This is a genomic window from Streptomyces sp. NBC_01334, from assembly GCF_035983595.1.
GTDB classification, from domain to species: Bacteria; Actinomycetota; Actinomycetes; order Streptomycetales; family Streptomycetaceae; genus Streptomyces; species Streptomyces coriariae.
The window spans coordinates 1,485,605-1,500,283 of sequence record NZ_CP130718.1; the positions used below are offsets into that span (position 1 = coordinate 1,485,605).

Genomic DNA, 14,679 nt, shown 5'->3' on the forward strand with positions numbered 1-14,679 from the left:
AGTGGCCGATGCCTTGCGCTCCCGGACCGCCGTCACCGCTGTGACCTGCGGCGACGGCGTTTCCAGAGGTGACTGTCAGTGGCGGGGTGCAGACTGGCCGGTGTCTGGGACAAGGACGTCAAAGACACAGCGGAGGTGATCGGGCATGACCGAGACACTGCTTGCCGTGGGCACGCGCAAGGGCCTGTTCATGGGGCGTCGGCGCGGGGGCACATGGGAGTTCGACGAATCCCCCTACTTCAACGCACAGGCGATCTACTCGGTCGCCATCGACACCCGCGGCGTCCGCCCGCGGCTGCTGGCCGGCGGCGACAGCGCGCACTGGGGCCCGTCGGTGTTCCACTCCGACGACCTCGGCCGGACCTGGACCGAACCGGCCGCCCCCGCCGTCAAGTTCCCGCAGGACACGGACGCCTCGCTGGAGCGGGTGTGGCAACTGCACCCGGCGGCCGCCGAGCCGGACGTGGTGTACGCGGGCACGGAACCGGCCGCCCTGTACCGCTCGGAGGACCGCGGCGAGAGCTTCGAGCTGGTCCGCCCCCTGTGGGAGCACCCCACGCGCTCGAAGTGGGTGCCTGGCGGCGGCGGGGAGGGCCTGCACACGGTTCTCACCGACACGCGCGACCCGCGGTCGGTGACCGTGGCCGTGTCCACCGCCGGGGTGTTCCGCACGAGCGACGGCGGCACGAGCTGGGCGCCGGCCAACTCCGGCGTCGCCGCGGTGTTCCTGCCGGATCCGAACCCTGAGTTCGGCCAGTGCGTGCACAAGGTCGCGAGGGACGCGGTGAATCCGGACCGTCTCTACCTCCAGAACCACTGGGGGGTCTACCGGAGCGACGACGGGGGCGGGCAGTGGACCGACATCGGCGCGGGCCTGCCCTCCACCTTCGGCTTCGCCGTCGCCGCGCACCCGACGCGCGGGGACACGGCGTACGTGTTCCCGATCAACGCCGACGCGGACCGGGTGCCCGCCGACCACCGGTGCCGGGTCTTCCGTACCTCGGACGCGGGCCGGACCTGGGAACCGCTGACGGCGGGTCTGCCGCAGGAGGACCACTACGGCACGGTGCTGCGCGACGCGCTCTGTACGGACGACGGGGACCCGGCGGGCGTGTACTTCGGCAACCGCAACGGCGAGGTGTTCGCCTCGGCCGACGACGGCGACAGCTGGCGGCAGTTGGCCTCGCACCTGCCGGACGTCCTGTGTGTGCGGGCCGCGGTGGTCGCATGAGCCGACCCGCGCGCGAGGGGCGGCCGTCCGGCCTTGACCACCGGTTGATCAGCGACCTGTGTACGGCAGTAGGGTGACGCCGTGGCACCACGACCCTTGCATGAAATCGTCGAACCGGGCTGGGCCGAGGCCCTTGGACCCGTCGCCGGGAAGATCGCCGAGATGGGCGACTTCCTGCGCGCGGAGATCGCCGCGGGACGCACCTACCTCCCTGCCGGACAGAACGTCCTGCGGGCCTTCCAGCAGCCCTTCGACGACGTCCGCGTCCTGATCGTCGGACAGGACCCGTATCCGACGCCCGGGCACGCGGTGGGTCTGTCGTTCTCGGTCGCTCCGGAGGTCCGCCCGCTGCCCGGCAGCCTGATCAACATATACCGGGAGCTGAACACCGACCTGGGCCTGCCCCAGCCGTCCGACGGCGACCTGACACCGTGGACGCAGCAGGGGGTGCTGCTGCTCAACAGGGCGCTCACCACGGCTCCGCGCAAGCCGGCGGCACATCGCGGGAAGGGTTGGGAGGAGGTCACCGAACAGGCGATCCGGGCGCTGGCGGCGCGCGGCAAGCCCCTGGTGTCCATCCTGTGGGGCCGCGACGCCCGCAACCTGCGTCCGCTGCTCGGGGACCTGCCCTCGGTGGAGTCCGCGCACCCCTCCCCCATGTCGGCGGACCGCGGCTTCTTCGGCTCACGGCCGTTCAGCAGGGCGAACGACCTGCTGGTCCGGCAGGGAGGTCAGCCGGTGGACTGGCGCCTGCCGTGACCGGTGGTGCCGGTCCGGGCGACGGGGCCGGGACCGGCACCGCGGTCGGCTCCGGCAGCGGCATCCTGGCCGTGGACTCGGGCGGATCCGGTCTCCGGGTCGTCCTGGGCACCGCCGAGCGCGGTGCCCTCGCCCGGCGCTCGTCCCCGGTGCCCGTGCGCACCGGCGCGCGGGGCATCGACCCGGACCACCTGATGTCACAACTGACACCGCTGGTAAGGGCGTTGTCGAAGGAGACCGGTGTCCACCGGCCCGCTACGGCGGTCGTGGGCGCGGCGGGGCTCAGCACCCTGGGCGACGCGCTGCGCGCGGAGCTCCCGGGCGCCCTGGCGCGGGAGTTCGGCGTGCGGACCACCGCGCTCGTCGCCGACGCCGTCACCGCCTACGTCGGCGCGCTCGGACCGCGGCCGGGCGCCGTGGTGGCCGCGGGTACGGGCCTGATCGCGATCGGGACGGACCTGACGGCATGGCAGCGGGCGGACGGCTGGGGCCATCTGCTGGGCGACTGCGGCGGCGGCGCGTGGATCGGGCGGGCCGGTCTGGAAGCCGCCCTGCGCGCCTACGACGGGCGGCCCGGCGGGTCGGCCGCGCTGCTGGCCCGGGCCGAGGAGCGGTTCGGGCCGATGACCGGGCTGCCCGGTCTGCTGTACCCGCGTCCGGACCGACCGGCCGTCCTCGCCTCCTTCGCACCGCAGGTGGCCGCCTGCGCCCAGGACGACCCGGTCGCCGACGGCATCCTGCGCACCGCGGCCCGGCACATGGCCGAGTCCGCCGCCGCCGTCTGTCCGGCCGGCGGAGAGCCCCGGATCGCTCTCACCGGCGGTCTGTTCAGGGTGGGCGACCCGCTCCTCGTCCCCCTGGAGGGGGAACTCGCGCGGCTGCTGCCGCATGCCCTGCGGGTTCCCGCCGAGGGCGATCCGCTGGACGGCTCCGTGCGCATCGCCACCGCACTGGCGACGGGCACGCTCACGCTGCCGCGCGAGGAGCGCCTGTTCTCGGTGGAGAGCCTGGTGAACCCCCTCTGATGCATCGTGCGTAGGGAAAGTACGTCATGCCCCAAAAGGGGGATTACTGCCTCCGAGGGCAAGTCGCCTGGAAAACACGCTGATCACTTCTGATCCGTACGTAACTCATCAGACAAAACCGGACGGATACCGCTCACGTGCACCCTCCCCGAACAGGGGAGCCCAGGAAGCCAGTAACATGCGTCGCCATGAGCTCCCCCACTGGGCCCGCGTCCGGCCTGCCAGTACGAATGCCGCGGCCTCGCCAGCCTGGGCGGCACCGCCGACCCGAGCCGGTGGCGGCTCCCGAGGGCGCGCCCGCGCTCGTCCTCGCGGTGCCCGGTCCGCCGAGTGCCGCCACGCGCGGCCTCGCCGAGGAGATCGTGAGCATCGCCCGCTCCGAGCTGCCCGGCCTCGACGCACGCATCGGCTACCTGGACGGGGACGACAACGGTTTCCCCACCCTCCAGTCCGTTCTCGCGCACGCCGCCGACGAACGCACCGCCCGCTTCGAGCAGGCCCGTGCCGCCGGACTGGACGTCAAGGAGCCCGACGGCCCGGTGGGCGTCGTCGTGCCGCTCCTGGCCGGTCCCGACGGCGCACTGCTGCGCCAGGTCCGCCAGGCCGTCATGGAGAGCCGGATCGCGGCCGAGCTGACCGATGTGCTCGGTCCGCACCCGCTGCTGGCCGAGGCCCTGCACGTGCGGCTGTCCGAGGCCGGTCTGGCCCGCGCCGACCGCGCCCGGCTGTTCACCGTGGCGACGGCCGCGGACGGCATCATCCTCGCCTCCGTGGGCGGCGAGGAGGCCGTGCAGGCCGCCGGGATCACCGGCATGCTGCTCGCCGCGCGGCTCGCCGTGCCGGTGATGGCCGCGGCTCTCGACCAGGAGGGCTCGATCTCCTCCGTCGCCGAGCAGCTGCGCTCCTCCGGCTCCCAGCAGCTGGCGCTGGCGCCCTACCTGATCGGCCCGGAGATCGACGCCACGCTGATCGAGGAGGCGGCCAGGGAAGCGGGCTGTGCCGCCGCCGAGGCGCTCGGCCCCTACCCGGCCATCGGCAAGCTCGCGCTGGCCAAGTACACGACCGCCCTCGGTATCGCCCCGCCGCAGCCCCAGGGCGCGCCGGTCCGCTGAACCGGACGCACGGACGCCGTACGAACGAAGGGCCCGCTCCGGGTGCGGAGCGGGCCCTTCGCGTCGCCTCGGGCCGGCACCAGACCGGTCGCCGGCACGGAACAGCGAGCGGTACGAGCGGTACGGGTCGCTGCGGGTCAGCGGTGCGGGTCAGCCGAGAACCACGCAGGAGGCGGCGGGGACCGCGATCGAGCCGGCCCGCCGGGGCAGGCCGGTCGCCGGGTCGAGGGTGAACCAGGTGACGTCGCCCGAGCGCTCGTTCGCCACATACAGGAAACCGCCGGACTCGGCGACGGCCCGCGGCCAGTTTCCGGCGCAGGGCACGGTCCCGACCAGCCGCAGCATCTCCCCCGCGCCCTCCACGGCGAACACGGAGAGCACGTCCTCACCCCGGGTGGCGGTCCAGACGAACCGGCCGTCGGGCGAGACGACGAGGCCCGAGGGATAGGCGTCCCCGGCCGGGGCGCCGGGCAGGACGGCGGCCTCGGCCAACGGCTTCAGCGAGCCGTCCGAGGCGTCCCAACGGCAGACGGTGACGGTCGGGGTGAGCTCGTTGACCACGTAGGCGTAGCCGCCTCCCGGGTGGAAGGCCAGGTGGCGAGGTCCCGAGCCGGGGCGCAGTGCGTGCTCCCGGTGCAGGACGGGACTGCCGTCGCGCAGGGCGCACACCCGTACGGAATCCGTCCCGAGGTCCACGCTGACCGCCCAGCGGCCGCTCGGGTCGGGCTGCACCTGGTGGGCGTGCGGGCCCTGCTGGCGTCGCGTGTGCGGGCCCGAGCCGGTGTGCCGGAGGACGCCGGAGGCGACGCGGGCCAGGGAGCCGTCGGCGCGGATCGGGACGGCGGTGACGCTGCCGGAGCCGTAGTTGGCCGTGAGGACGTGTCCGTCGAACACGCTGAGGTGCGTGGGGCCGCTGCCGCCAATCGGCACCGGTGGCCCGGTCTGCTCCGGCGCGTCGCCCGTCACCCGGTAGGCGGCCACCGCGCCGTCCGCCGTCTCGCTGACCGCGTACAGCGTGTCCCCGGTGGCCGACAGGGCCAGATACGAGGGGTCGGGGACGCCGTTCACGCTGCTCAGAACGGTCAGCGCCCCGCTGACCGGGTCCACGGCGGCGGCCACGATCCCGGGCCCTCCAGCCGCCGTGAACGAGCCGATGAACGCCCGCCGTCGCCTTCCGCCGAGGTCTGCCACCGCTGTCCCCTCCCGGGTCGCCGCTGCCGCTGCTGACGCTGCTGCTCGGGGTGACCGTAGCAGTCGATCACCAGCGGTCTAGACCAGGCGCGCTCGCCCGGCCGACCGACGGCCCCCGGCCGGGTGGGCCCGAGGCGTCCGGGGCCGCGTTCGTTCGGGCGCCGAGCGGTACGGCGACGGTTGCGGCGGGGTGCGGCCGTCCGTCGGCCGGGCGGCGGACCCCAAGCTCGAGAAGGGCCCGCCCCAGGGGCATGGAGGTGGGTGGGTCGGCACCGGCCCGGCCGCCGGGTTGAGCGGTGCGGCGACGGTCCCGGCGGGTGCGGCCGTCCATCGGCCGGAGCGGCCGAGGGCGCGCCCGGGCCGCGGGCCTCCGCACCGGAGAGGAGGCCCGCTCCAGGGCATGGAGGTGGGCCAGCACCGGCTCGGACCCCGCGCCGAGCGGTAAGGCGACCGTCGCGGCGGGGTGCGGCCGGCGCGTCCGAGCGCGCCCGGGCGGCGGGCCGCCGCGCCCAAAGGATCGCGTCCGCTCAGGCGCCGGCCGGGACGCGTGACGCGCCGCGCAGGGGCACCGCGAGTTCGAGAAGGGCCCGCTCCAGGGCGTGGAGGTGGGCCAGCACCGGCTCGGACCCCGTGCCGAGCGGTACGGCGACCGTTGCGGCGGGGTGCGGCCGTCCGTCGGCCGGTGCGGCGGTGAGGGCCTCGACCGCGGACTCCACCCGCCAGCAGGCGGCGACGAGGCGGGCGTCGTGCGAGGCCTCGGGGTCCGCGGCGACCGAGGCCAGCCCGCGCACCTCGCGGGCACAGTCGTCGAGCAGCTCCAGCACGTGCCGGGCCCGGCCCTTGCGCGCCCGCAGGGGGCTGAGCGGATGTACCAGTGGCGCCAGCGACAGCCGGACCCGGGCGAGGATCTGCTCCAGTTCGACCACCCGCCGGGCAGGGTCCGCCGCCTCGGAACCCGCGAGCCGGGCGGCGGCCTCGGCGGTGCACAGGTGCACACAGCGCAGCGCGCGCTCCACCCAGGCGTCGGTGACGGAGTGCGTGGTCACCGGGAGCACCAGCAGCACCGCCAGTGCGGCCCCCAGCGCCCCGACGGCCGTCTCGGTCACCCGCAGGGCGAGCAGCGCCGGGTCGAGCAGGCCGAGCAGCCCGTACAGCGCGCTCGCCATGACGGTGACGGCGAGCATCATCCAGGTGTACGACACGGCGGCCGAGTAGAAGATCCCGAAGACGCCGACCGCGACGACCACGGCGGTCGCCACCGGCTCGCCGTGCAGCGGCAGGGCGACGACCAGACCCAGCACGATCCCGAGGACGGTTCCGAGGAACCGCCGGAACCCCCGTACGAGGGTCTCGCCGCGCGAGGTGGTGTTCACGAACACCCACCAGGTGGCGCCCACGGCCCAGTACCACCGCTGGTCCGACAGTGCCTGCCCGGCGACGAGGGCGATCCCGGCGCCCACGGTCGCCTGCGTCGCCTGCCGCGTGGTGATCCGCGCCAGCCCGGTCCCGCCGGTCGGCGGGGCGACGGCCGCAGCCGCCGGGAGCCGTCGCTCGTAGGGCCACACCCCGAACCGCACGGCGGACGACGCGGCGATCGACAGCAGGACGGCCGCGCACAGCTCGGGCAGCTGACCGGGGACGGTGTGCAGGAACTGGGCGGCGAAGAAGGTCATGAACGCGAACACCCCGAGCGAGTGCCCGCGCGGCCCCCAGCGCCGTGCGTACACCCCGGCCCCGACCACGGCGAGGAAGGCCGCGTCACGGGCGACGGGCACGTCGTGCAGGACGGCCGCGAGCGCCAGCACCGGCAGCCCGACGACCGGGAGCAGGGCGGTGGTCACGGCCTGCCCGCGCACCGTCGGGTCCGTCACCGTGAACAGCGCGAGCAGCGCGGCCAGGCCACCCGTGATGGCCGCCACCAGCGAAAGCCCGGCCGGCCCGCAGAGCGCGACGGCCAGCCCGATGCCGAGCACGGCCCGGGAGGCGAACCGCAGTCGCACCCGTCCGGGATCCGGTGCCACGAACGCCCTCTTCAGCAAGCTGCCCCGCCCTTTCCCCACCCTGATGTGCCGCGACATGAGAAAGGCGCCGCGGAGGTCCGCAGCGCCATCGACTCCCCCATTTGAGCATCCGGAGGGCTGGTGGTTCAACCGAGGTCGGGTCGACTGGGCCAATGGCTCATTCCAGGCCGGAATCCCCTCGCCAACAGCCTGCCATCGGCACACTTCCGCCGACGGCTTCGGCGGCGACGCCCACCCGGCCGGCGGCTCGGGCCCCGCCCGTCGTGCTGGGCCATTGGTACAGTCGGCGCTGATCACGAACGTGCGAGGAGGCCCGCCGGATGGCCGTGGACGAGCTGGACACCCGCATCCTGCGCCTGCTGCTCGAGCAGCCGCGGACGAGCGTGCGGGAGTACGCCCGGCTCCTCGGCGTCGCGCGCGGCACCCTTCAGGCCCGCCTCGACCGGCTGGAGCGGGACGGCGTGATCACCGGCGCGGCGCCGTCGCTCTCCCCCGCCGCACTGGGTCACCCGGTGCTCGCGTTCGTCCACATCGAGGTCACCCAGGGGCACCTCGACGACGTGGGCGACGCGCTGGCCGCCGTGCCGGAGATCGTCGAGGCGTTCTCCATCACCGGCGGCGGCGACCTCATCACCCGGGTCGTGGCGCGCGACAACGCGCACCTGGAGGACGTGATCCAGAAGCTGATCAGCCTGCCCGGGGTGGTCCGCACCCGCAGCGAGGTCGCGCTGCGCGAGCGCGTGCCGCACCGGCTGCTGCCGCTGGTGGAGTCGATCGGGCGAGCGGCCTCGAAGTAGCGTCCGCCCTCGCAACTTTCCGTCCCGTCAGGACCGTTGACGCTCACCCGTCACCCCTCTAGCGTCTGGTCGACCATCCGCACATCGTTCGTGATATCGAACGAATGTGTCGATCACCTGTGGACCGGAGGAGCAGCACATGGCACCGCCCCTCACCCGACGGATCCTGCTCCAGAGCGCGATGCTCACGGCGGCCGTCCCCGCGATATCCGCCACGGCCGCCGCCGGGGCCTCGGCGGCCGCGCTCCCGCCCTCGGCCGCCTGGTCGCTCCGGCCCTTCGGCCTCGAGGACGTCGCGCTCGGCGCCGGTGTCTTCGCCGCCAAGCGGCAGCTGATGCTCGACCACGCCCGCGGCTACGACGTGAACCGGCTGCTCCAGGTCTTCCGTGCCAACGCCGGCCTCTCCACCCTCGGCGCGGTCGCCCCCGGCGGCTGGGAGGGCCTGGACGGGGAGGCCAACGGCAATCTGCGCGGCCACTACACCGGGCACTTCCTGACCATGCTCTCCCAGGCGTACGCGAGCACCGCGGAGCAGGTGTTCGCGGACCGGATCCGCACGGCGATCGACGCGCTGACGGAAGTGCGCGAGGCCCTGCGGCACGATCCCGCCGTCCTGAGCACCGACGGGAGGTTCGGTACGGCCGTGGAGAACGTCCGCGGCTCCTACCAGTACGTCGATCTGCCCTCCGGCGTGCTCGGCGGCGCCGGCGAGATCACCCTCGCCGCCTGGGTGAAGCCCACCCATGACGCCGCCTGGGCCCGGATCCTCGACTGCGGCAACGACACGACCCGGTATCTGTACCTGGCCGCCCGCAACGCGAGCGGGGTGCCCCGGTTCGCCGTCACCACCGGCGGGCCGGGCGGCGAGCAGGGCCTCGACGGCACGGCCGCGCTGCCCCTGAACCGGTGGAGCCACCTCGCGGTGACCCTCGCCGGGGGCACCGGCACCCTGTACGTCGACGGCACGGCCGTGGCCCGCAACACCGCCATGTCGCTCACCCCGGCCGCCCTCGGCGCCCTCACCGGCCACTGGCTCGGCCGGTCCCACTACGCGTCCGACCCCGTCTTCGCGGGCGCCTTCGGCGGCTTCGACGTCTGGTCGCGTGCGCTGACCGCCGACGAGGTCGCCGGGTTGCAGAGCGCCCGGGCGGCCGGCGATCTCGCCTCGTACGCCTTCGACGAGACCTCGGGGAGCACCTTCGCGGACGCCTCCGGACGCGGCCTGACCGCCACCCTGCGCCGCACCTGGGACGGACCGAGCCATCCCGGGTTCCTCGCCGCCTACCCGGAGACCCAGTTCATCCAGCTGGAGTCGATGACCGGCCCCGACTACACGAAGGTGTGGGCGCCCTACTACACCGCCCACAAGATCCTCAGGGGCCTGCTGGACGCGTATCTGGCCACCGACGACGACCGCGCCCTCGACCTGGCGTCCGGCATGTGCGACTGGATGTACTCCCGGCTGTCCAAGCTGCCCGAGGCGACGCTCCAGCGCATGTGGGGGATCTTCTCCAGCGGGGAGTTCGGCGGCATCGTCGAGGCGATCTGTGACCTGCACGCCCTCTCCGGCAGGGCCGAACACCTCGCGCTGGCCCGGCTGTTCGACCTCGACAGACTCATCGACGCCTGCGCGGCCGACACCGACACACTCGACGGGCTGCACGCCAACCAGCACATCCCGATCTTCACCGGACTGGTGCGGCTGTACGACGCGACGGGCGAGGCGCGCTACCTCACCGCCGCGAAGAACTTCTGGCGCATGGTCGTACCGCACCGCATGTACGGCATCGGCGGCACCAGCACGGCGGAGTTCTGGAAGGCGAGGGACGTCATCGCGGGAACGATCGGCACGACCACCGCCGAGACCTGCTGCGCGTACAACATGCTGAAGCTGAGCCGGATGCTCTTCTTCCACGAGCAGGACCCGGCCTACATGGACTACTACGAGCGGACCCTGTACAACCAGGTCCTCGGCTCCCGGCAGGACACTCCGGACGCGGAGAAGCCGCTGGTCACGTACTTCATCGGGCTCACTCCGGGGCATGTGCGCGACTACACCCCCAAGCAGGGCACGACCTGCTGCGAGGGCACCGGCATGGAGAGCGCCACCAAGTACCAGGACTCGGTGTACTTCAGGGCGTCCGACGGCAGCGCGCTGTACGTCAACCTCTACAGCCCGTCCACGCTCACCTGGGCCGAGAAGGGCGTCACCGTCACGCAGAGCACCGACTTCCCGCGCGAGCAGGGCAGCACGCTCACCGTCCGGGGACGCCGGGCCGCCTTCGCGCTGCGGCTGCGCGTGCCGTCCTGGGCGACGGCCGGCTTCGGGGTGACGGTCAACGGGCGGAAGGCCGGCGGGACGCCGGTGCCCGGCAGCTACTTCACGGTGTCGCGGACCTGGCGCGACGGGGACGTGGTCCGGGTGACGATGCCGTTCCGGCTGCGGGTCGAGAAGGCGCTCGACGACCCTTCGCTCCAGACCCTGTTCCACGGTCCGGTCAACCTCGTCGCCCGCAACTCCGCGACGACGTACCTGGAGTTCGGCCTCTACCGCAACGCGGCCCTCTCCGGCGACCTGCTGCCCTCCCTCGCGCCGGTGAGCGGGAAACCACTGCACTTCACGCTCGACGGCACCGAGTTCGCCCCGTTCCACGAGGGCACCGAGGATCCGACCCACGCCTATGTGCGGCGGGCCGAGCCCAAGATCGTCTTCGGCAACAGCGACTCGGGCGTGGCCAACCCGGCGAAGACGGACGGCACCACCCTGCTCGACGAGGTGTGGGCACAGGCACCCTTCCGCGGGAAGCCGGCGCTGGTGGCGCGGGTGCGGACGGTGGTGGACGCCTGGGTGGCCGCCGGGCTGCTCGGTGCGGCCGACGGAGCGAAGGTGGTGCGCACCGCGCGCGGGGCGACCTACGCGCCCTGACGGCGCGGGAGCGCGCTAAGACCGGCGGCGGGGCTTGCCGCCGCCGGTACCGCGCCGACCGCCGCCGCCCTTCGCGGCACCGCCCTTGGCGCCACCGCTGCGGCCGCGGGCACCTCCGGCGGTGCTCTTGCCCGCACCGCCGCCCGCCTGCGGCTTTCGACGTTCGCGCTCACCCTTGCGTTCAGCCGCCGGAGTCTGCTGGGCACGACCCCGCGTGCTGTTGACGGTGCGGCCGCGGACGATGCCGATGAAGTCCTCGACCAGCTCGGTGGTCGCGTCCTCGGGCCAGGCGAGGGCGATGTCCGACCGGGGGGCGTCGACGATCGTCCGGTAGGTGAGGTCCTTGCGGTGGTGCAGGCGGGCCAGGGACTGGGGCACGACCAGCACGCCGATGTTCGCCGCGACGAGCTCGATCGCGTCCTCCGTGGTCGCCGGACGCTCGAAGGCGGCCTCGCCGGGCAGCTGCTCCCAGCCGAGGACGTCGTCCAGCGGATGAAGGACCACCTCGTCGGCGAGGTCGGCCACCGTGACCTCCTCGGCCGCGGTGATCACGTGGTCCCGGGGGACCACGACGACGGTGGTCTCCGTGTACAGAGGGATCGCGCTGAACACCGTACGGTCGACCGGAAGCCGCACGAAGGCAGCGTCCGCGGCCCCCTCACGCAAGACGTCGGAGGCCTCCGCAGGGGTCACCTGGAGGAGGCTGAGGGGTGTGTCGGGCAGGCGCTCCGCCCAGATCCGCACCCACTTGGCGGGCGTCACTCCGGGGACGTACGCGAGCCGGAACGAGGGGGAGTCCGCCGAGTCGGTCATCCCGCCAGGCTACCGGCTGTGGTCGGAGGTCTTCGCCGCGGCCGATACCCTGGACTGTATGAAGTCGCAGCAGAACACCCAGACGATGAAGCCCGCCACGGCGGCGAAGAAGCTGGGTGTGCACCTCCCCGCCACGCCCGCCGAGTTCCAGGAGGGCGTCGTCTCGCGCGCCGAGCTGAACGAGCTCCAGGCGAACCCGCCCGAGTGGCTGCTCAAGCTGCGCGAGACCGGCCCACACCCCCGTCCGGTGGTCGCGGCCAAGCTGGGCGTCTCCATCGCCGGCCTGGCCCGCGCCGGAGTGACCGAGGCGCTCACCACCGAGCAGATCGAGGCCGTCAAGGACGCCAAGCCCGAGTGGCTGGAGAAGGAGCGCGCCACGCAGGCCGAGGTCCGCAAGGAGACCGTCCGCATCAAGAAGCGCAACGCGGAGCGCGCCGAGTCCTGACCCCGGTCAGCGGCGCGGCACGAGGATGCTGAGGGCGTTGGCACAGACGACGGCGGCGATCGCCGACCAGTCGACGAGGCCGAGGTCCTGCCCCAGCCCGAACCGGCCGACCAGCGCGGCGAGCACCGGGTTGACGCTCATGAACAGGCCGAACGCGGCGGCGGGCACATGCCGCAGCGTGAACAGGTCGGCGACGTAGGGCACCGCGGAGGAGAGAACCCCGGCTGCCACGGCGAAGCCGACGGACTGCGCGGTCGGCGGGTGGCGCAGGACCAGAACCACGCCGACCGGCAGGAACAGCACGGCGGAGACGGTCGCGGCGGCCGCCGCGCCCTGGGCGCCGGGGACCCGTCGTCCGACCGTGCGGTTGAGCAGGATGTACGACGCCCAGCAGGCGGCGGCCAGCAGTCCGAGCGCCATCCCCGGATAGTCCGTGGAGGGCTGGGGACGCATCAGGGTGACCGCGCCCGCCGCCGCGATCACCGCGCAGCAGGCGTCCACCCGGCGACGCGCGGCGGCCAGCGCGATGGTCAGCGGCCCGAGGAACTCCAGGGTCACCGCGAGACCGAGACCGATGCGGTCGATGGCCGTGTAGAGCGACAGGTTCATCGTCCCGAACACCAGCGCCAGCAACAGGACCGGCCCCCACTGCCGCCGGGTGAAGGAGCGCAGCCGGGGACGGCCCACGGCCAGCAGGACGAGCGCGGCGACGTACTGGCGTACCGCGACGACCCCCGTGGGACCGAGCACGGGAAACGCGAGGGAGCCCATCGCGGCGCCGGTCTGGTTGGACAGACCGCTGCCGACCATGGTGGCCACCCCGGCGAGTCGCCGCCCGCCACGGGACTCGGGTACAGGTGCGGGAACGGGATCCGCCGCCGGGACGGTCGACGGGGGCGCGGGTACGGACGTGGCTGGCATACCCGGATCGTCCTCCCGGCCCGGCCTTGCGCAAAATGCATGACGCGCTCCATCCATACGATGGAGTCATGGATACGAGCGGTCGAGGACCGGGTGTGGAGCTCCGGCAGCTGCGATGCCTGGTCGCGATCATCGACGAGGGCGGTTTCACCGATGCCGCCGCCGTGCTCGGGGTCTCCCAGGCGGCGGTGTCCCGGACCCTGGCCTCGCTCGAACAGGCTCTGGGCGTAAGGCTGTTGAGGCGTACCTCCCGGGTGGTGACGCCGACCGCGACCGGGCTGCGGGTGGCGGCGCACGCGCGACGGGTGCTCGGCGAGGTGGACGCCCTGGTGCAGGACGCGGCCTCCGGGCACACCCGGCTGCGCATCGGCTACGCCTGGTCGGCGCTCGGCCGCCACACCCTCGCCTTCCAGCGTCAGTGGACGGCGCGGCGCCCGGAGACGGAGCTCCAGCTGGTGCGCGTGAACTCCGCGAGCGCCGGTCTGGCGGAGGGCGCCTGCGACATGGCGGTGGTGCGCAGACCCCTGGAGGACCGGCGGTTCGACGCGGCGATCGTCGGCCTGGAACGGCGCCTGTGCGCGCTGGCCGCCGACGACCCCCTGGCCCGGCGCCGCTCGGTGCGGCTGGCCGATCTCGGCGGTCGGACCCTTCTGGTCGACCGCCGCACCGGCACCACCACCCCCGAACTGTGGCCGCCCGACGCGCGCCCCGCCACGGAGGAGACCCACGACGTCGACGACTGGCTGACGGTGATCGCCACCGGCCGCAGCATCGGGATGACGGCCGAGGCGACCGCCAACCAGTACCCCCGGCCCGGCGTCGTCTACCGGCCGGTGCGTGACGCCGAGCCCGTCGCGGTCCGGCTGGTGTGGTGGCGCGACGACCCGCACCCCGCGACGCAGGCCGTGGTCGAGCTGCTCATCACGCTGTACCGCGCCCAGTGAATCCCCTGAGTCGCCCGGTGCCCGTCGCCATGACTACGATCTGGGCAGGTTCACCGATGTGGGTGTTTCGAGGTTGCTGGGGGTTGGGATGGTTGCTGGTCGTGTGGTGCGCTTCGACAGTCAGCGGGGCTACGGCTTCATCGCGCCCGACGACGGCGGGGAGGATGTCTTCCTGCACGTCAACGACATGCTGATGCCCGAGTCGCAGGTGCGCCGGGGCATCGTGGTGGAGTTCGAGATCGAGGACGGCGAACGCGGTCCGAAGGCGTCCGACGTACGGCTCGCGCGGGGTGCGGACGGCAAGCCCCTGGCCGCCGACGACGACGTCCTGTGCGATGTGCTGAGCACCGAGGAGTTCACCCGGAACGTCACCGAGGCGCTGCTGACGGCGGCGCCCTCGCTCACCGGTGAGCAGATCGTCCAGGTGCGGGCCGGCCTGGCGCAGTTCGCGAAGAACCACGGCTGGGTCGAGGGCTGACGCCTCCGCCCGGCCG

The 14,679-nt window shown here is 73.5% G+C and carries 13 protein-coding genes; 9 read left to right on the forward strand and 4 right to left on the reverse strand.

Going from position 1 to position 14,679, the window contains the following annotated elements; all coding sequences use genetic code 11:
• The first annotated feature begins 145 nt into the window (after positions 1–145).
• The 4 genes from OG736_RS06830 to OG736_RS06845 all read left to right on the forward strand — a co-directional run bounded on the left by OG736_RS06830 (position 146) and on the right by OG736_RS06845 (position 4,127).
• A complete protein-coding gene (locus OG736_RS06830) occupies positions 146–1,231 on the forward strand; it encodes a WD40/YVTN/BNR-like repeat-containing protein (protein WP_327181631.1) in 1,086 nt (361 codons plus the stop codon).
• A gap of 81 nt (positions 1,232–1,312) precedes the next feature.
• Complete coding sequence (locus OG736_RS06835; protein ID WP_327181632.1) at positions 1,313–1,990, forward strand: uracil-DNA glycosylase; 678 nt, start codon at positions 1,313–1,315, stop codon at positions 1,988–1,990.
• Entirely contained in the window at positions 1,987–3,015 is a 1,029-nt protein-coding gene (locus OG736_RS06840) for an N-acetylglucosamine kinase (protein WP_327181633.1), read from the forward strand. The genes OG736_RS06835 and OG736_RS06840 overlap by 4 nt, the downstream gene beginning before the upstream one ends.
• A gap of 188 nt (positions 3,016–3,203) precedes the next feature.
• Complete coding sequence (locus OG736_RS06845) at positions 3,204–4,127, forward strand: sirohydrochlorin chelatase (protein ID WP_327181634.1); 924 nt, start codon at positions 3,204–3,206, stop codon at positions 4,125–4,127.
• A gap of 150 nt (positions 4,128–4,277) precedes the next feature.
• Here the strand turns inward: OG736_RS06845 and OG736_RS06850 are convergent, their stop codons facing one another.
• A complete protein-coding gene (locus OG736_RS06850; RefSeq protein WP_327181635.1) occupies positions 4,278–5,318 on the reverse strand; it encodes a lactonase family protein in 1,041 nt (346 codons plus the stop codon).
• Between the two features lie 527 nt (positions 5,319–5,845).
• Positions 5,846–7,357: an FUSC family protein gene (locus OG736_RS06855; RefSeq protein ID WP_327181636.1), complete on the reverse strand. Its 1,512-nt coding sequence runs from the start codon at positions 7,355–7,357 to the stop codon at positions 5,846–5,848.
• A 302-nt stretch (positions 7,358–7,659) separates the two neighbouring features.
• Between OG736_RS06855 and OG736_RS06860 the strand changes: the two genes are divergently transcribed.
• Both OG736_RS06860 and OG736_RS06865 read left to right on the forward strand, forming a co-directional pair.
• A complete protein-coding gene (locus OG736_RS06860) occupies positions 7,660–8,136 on the forward strand; it encodes an Lrp/AsnC family transcriptional regulator (RefSeq protein ID WP_267023773.1) in 477 nt (158 codons plus the stop codon).
• Positions 8,137–8,275: 139 nt separating this feature from the next.
• The gene (locus OG736_RS06865; RefSeq protein WP_327181637.1) at positions 8,276–11,062 is read left to right on the forward strand and encodes a beta-L-arabinofuranosidase domain-containing protein; all 2,787 of its coding nucleotides are present in this window, start codon (positions 8,276–8,278) and stop codon (positions 11,060–11,062) included.
• Between the two features lie 15 nt (positions 11,063–11,077).
• On the opposite strand, the gene OG736_RS06870 is transcribed toward OG736_RS06865, so the two are convergent.
• A complete protein-coding gene (locus tag OG736_RS06870; RefSeq protein ID WP_327181638.1) occupies positions 11,078–11,875 on the reverse strand; it encodes a LysR family substrate-binding domain-containing protein in 798 nt (265 codons plus the stop codon).
• A 58-nt stretch (positions 11,876–11,933) separates the two neighbouring features.
• Between OG736_RS06870 and OG736_RS06875 the strand changes: the two genes are divergently transcribed.
• Positions 11,934–12,320 (forward strand): DUF5997 family protein, encoded by a 387-nt coding sequence (locus tag OG736_RS06875; RefSeq protein ID WP_171395664.1) that lies wholly within the window; start codon positions 11,934–11,936, stop codon positions 12,318–12,320.
• 6 nt (positions 12,321–12,326) lie between these two features.
• On the opposite strand, the gene OG736_RS06880 is transcribed toward OG736_RS06875, so the two are convergent.
• The gene (locus OG736_RS06880) at positions 12,327–13,241 is read right to left on the reverse strand and encodes an EamA family transporter (RefSeq protein WP_327181639.1); all 915 of its coding nucleotides are present in this window, start codon (positions 13,239–13,241) and stop codon (positions 12,327–12,329) included.
• A gap of 68 nt (positions 13,242–13,309) precedes the next feature.
• On the opposite strand from OG736_RS06880, the gene OG736_RS06885 reads away from it, so the two are divergent.
• On the forward strand, positions 13,310–14,185 hold the full coding sequence (locus OG736_RS06885; protein ID WP_327181640.1) for a LysR family transcriptional regulator: 876 nt from the start codon (positions 13,310–13,312) through the stop codon (positions 14,183–14,185).
• Between the two features lie 88 nt (positions 14,186–14,273).
• Entirely contained in the window at positions 14,274–14,663 is a 390-nt protein-coding gene (locus OG736_RS06890; RefSeq protein WP_327181641.1) for a cold-shock protein, read from the forward strand.
• Positions 14,664–14,679: the final 16 nt, after the last annotated feature.

Excerpts from the sequence above, each read along its gene's own strand:
- OG736_RS06830 (WP_327181631.1), top strand. The coding sequence starts at position 146 with ATGACCGAGACACTGCTTGCCGTGGGCACGCGCAAGGGCCTGTTCATG.
- OG736_RS06890 (WP_327181641.1), top strand. The coding sequence starts at position 14,274 with ATGGTTGCTGGTCGTGTGGTGCGCTTCGACAGTCAGCGGGGCTACGGC.
- OG736_RS06885 (WP_327181640.1), top strand. The coding sequence starts at position 13,310 with ATGGATACGAGCGGTCGAGGACCGGGTGTGGAGCTCCGGCAGCTGCGA.
- OG736_RS06860 (WP_267023773.1), top strand. The coding sequence starts at position 7,660 with ATGGCCGTGGACGAGCTGGACACCCGCATCCTGCGCCTGCTGCTCGAG.
- OG736_RS06880 (WP_327181639.1), bottom strand. The coding sequence starts at position 13,241 with ATGCCAGCCACGTCCGTACCCGCGCCCCCGTCGACCGTCCCGGCGGCG.
- OG736_RS06870 (WP_327181638.1), bottom strand. The coding sequence starts at position 11,875 with ATGACCGACTCGGCGGACTCCCCCTCGTTCCGGCTCGCGTACGTCCCC.
- OG736_RS06865 (WP_327181637.1), top strand. The coding sequence starts at position 8,276 with ATGGCACCGCCCCTCACCCGACGGATCCTGCTCCAGAGCGCGATGCTC.
- OG736_RS06845 (WP_327181634.1), top strand. The coding sequence starts at position 3,204 with ATGAGCTCCCCCACTGGGCCCGCGTCCGGCCTGCCAGTACGAATGCCG.
- OG736_RS06875 (WP_171395664.1), top strand. The coding sequence starts at position 11,934 with ATGAAGTCGCAGCAGAACACCCAGACGATGAAGCCCGCCACGGCGGCG.